1 tRNA gene and 2 rRNA genes (1 of these 3 cut by a window edge) are annotated in these 2,500 nt (G+C 53.3%); all 3 read left to right on the top strand.

Annotated features, from left to right (window positions below):
- Positions 1–1,799: ribosomal RNA gene (locus tag JZX88_RS25930) — 23S ribosomal RNA — on the top strand; it begins 1,002 nt to the left of the window's first position.
- A 255-nt stretch (positions 1,800–2,054) separates the two neighbouring features.
- Positions 2,055–2,169, top strand: a 5S ribosomal RNA gene (gene rrf / locus JZX88_RS25925).
- A gap of 254 nt (positions 2,170–2,423) precedes the next feature.
- A tRNA-Met gene (locus JZX88_RS25920) sits at positions 2,424–2,500 on the top strand.

Here is a 2,500-nt window from a genome sequence, read left to right as displayed (position 1 = left end):
GTCGTGAAAAGGGCAACAACCCTGACCTCCAGCTAAGGTCCCCAAGTCATGGCTAAGTGGGAAAGGATGTGAGGATCCCAAAACAACCAGGATGTTGGCTTAGAAGCAGCCATCATTTAAAGAAAGCGTAACAGCTCACTGGTCTAAATAAGGGTCTTTGCGCCGAAAATGTAACGGGGCTAAAGCCATGCACCGAAGCTGAGGATTTGCGAGTAATCGCAAGTGGTAGCGGAGCGTTCCGTAAGTCTGTGAAGGCGGACCCGTGAGGGCTGCTGGAGATATCGGAAGTGCGAATGTTGACATGAGTAACGATAAAGGGAGTGAGAGACTCCCTCGCCGAAAGACCAAGGGTTCCTGCTTAAAGTTAATCTGAGCAGGGTTAGCCGGCCCCTAAGACGAGGCGGACACGCGTAGTCGATGGGAACCACGTTAATATTCGTGGGCCTGGTGGTAGTGACGGATCTCGTGTGTTGTTCAACCTTATTGGATTGGTTGGGCGGCGAAGAGGTTCCAGGAAATAGCTCCACCGTATAGACCGTACCCGAAACCGACACAGGTGGTCAGGTAGAGTATACCAAGGCGCTTGAGAGAACTATGTTGAAGGAACTCGGCAAATTGCACGCGTAACTTCGGAAGAAGCGTGACCCTTTTGTACGCAAGTATGATGGGGTGGCACAGACCAGGGGGTAGCGACTGTTTATCAAAAACACAGGGCTCTGCGAAGTAGCAATACGACGTATAGGGTCTGACGCCTGCCCGGTGCTGGAAGGTTAAAGGGAGGGGTGCAAGCTCTGAACTGAAGCCCCAGTAAACGGCGGCCGTAACTATAACGGTCCTAAGGTAGCGAAATTCCTTGTCGGGTAAGTTCCGACCTGCACGAATGGCGTAACGACTTCCCCGCTGTCTCCAACATAGACTCAGTGAAATTGAATTCCCCGTGAAGATGCGGGGTTCCTGCGGTCAGACGGAAAGACCCCGTGCACCTTTACTATAGCTTTACACTGGCATTCGCCAAGGCATGTGTAGGATAGGTGGTAGGCTTTGAAGCAGGGACGCCAGTCTTTGTGGAGCCATCCTTGAAATACCACCCTTATCTTCGTGGATGTCTAACCGCGGTCCGTTATCCGGATCCGGGACAGTGTATGGTGGGTAGTTTGACTGGGGCGGTCGCCTCCGAAAGAGTAACGGAGGCGCGCGATGGTGGGCTCAGACCGGTCGGAAATCGGTCGTCGAGTGCAATGGCATAAGCCCGCCTGACTGCGAGACTGACAAGTCGAGCAGAGACGAAAGTCGGTCATAGTGATCCGGTGGTCCCGTGTGGAAGGGCCATCGCTCAACGGATAAAAGGTACGCCGGGGATAACAGGCTGATGACCCCCAAGAGTCCATATCGACGGGGTTGTTTGGCACCTCGATGTCGACTCATCGCATCCTGGGGCTGGAGCAGGTCCCAAGGGTATGGCTGTTCGCCATTTAAAGCGGTACGTGAGTTGGGTTCAGAACGTCGTGAGACAGTTCGGTCCCTATCTGCCGTGGGTGTAGGAATATTGACAGGATCTGTCCCTAGTACGAGAGGACCGGGATGGACGTATCTCTGGTGGATCTGTTGTCCTGCCAAGGGCATAGCAGAGTAGCTATATACGGAATGGATAACCGCTGAAGGCATCTAAGCGGGAAACCAACCTGAAAACGAGTGTTCCCTATCAGAGCCGTGGAAGACGACCACGTTGATAGGACGGGTGTGGAAGCACAGCAATGTGTGAAGCTTACCGTTACTAATAGCTCGATCGACTTCTTCGTTCCCATTGAATATGTTCATCGAACAAAGTTCGATGACATCATCTTCTGTCCTCACGGGCCAAAGGCCCTGCGGACGGCGCGCCAAACGATTGGCGATGGACTAGCGTCCTGTATGGCTGCCACGCTCACTGTTGAGCAAAGGTGGAATACGGATCGGTCAGAGAAAGACGTGTAAATTAAATAGAGCTTTGGCTCTCCAGCTTCTCGAAACAGCAGTTTCCATGTGAAAACATGGAGCATGTTGCGTTTTGCCGACCTGGTGGTTATCGCGGGGCGGCTGCACCCGTTCCCATTCCGAACACGGCCGTGAAACGCCCCAGCGCCAATGGTACTTCGTCTCAAGACGCGGGAGAGTAGGTCGCTGCCAGGTCTGCAAAACGCAACATCAAATCTTCTCAATCACAAAATTCGGCCCAGCCGATACAAAAGGGCCGCTCATGCGGCCTTTTGTCGTTCAAGACCAGAATAAAAAAAAGACGCCTCGTGCGTCCCTTAAAGGAGACGAATCGCCTTCGGCAATTTGCTCCGGCACCAAGCATAACCGCAATGCGGTTACGCTCTCGCGACAAGTTCTGCGAACTTGCGCTGGAAATGACATTTTTGCGAACGCAAAAAGTCGGTTAACGCGGGGTGGAGCAGCCCGGTAGCTCGTCAGGCTCATAACCTGAAGGCCGCAGGTTCAAATCCTGCCCCCGCAACCA

It is taken from the genome of Agrobacterium sp. OT33 (genome assembly GCF_017313365.1).
Classification (GTDB): Bacteria; Pseudomonadota; Alphaproteobacteria; order Rhizobiales; family Rhizobiaceae; genus Agrobacterium; species Agrobacterium rhizogenes_A.
Note: the sequence above shows the minus strand (reverse complement) of the source record. Positions and strands in the feature narration are given on the sequence as shown.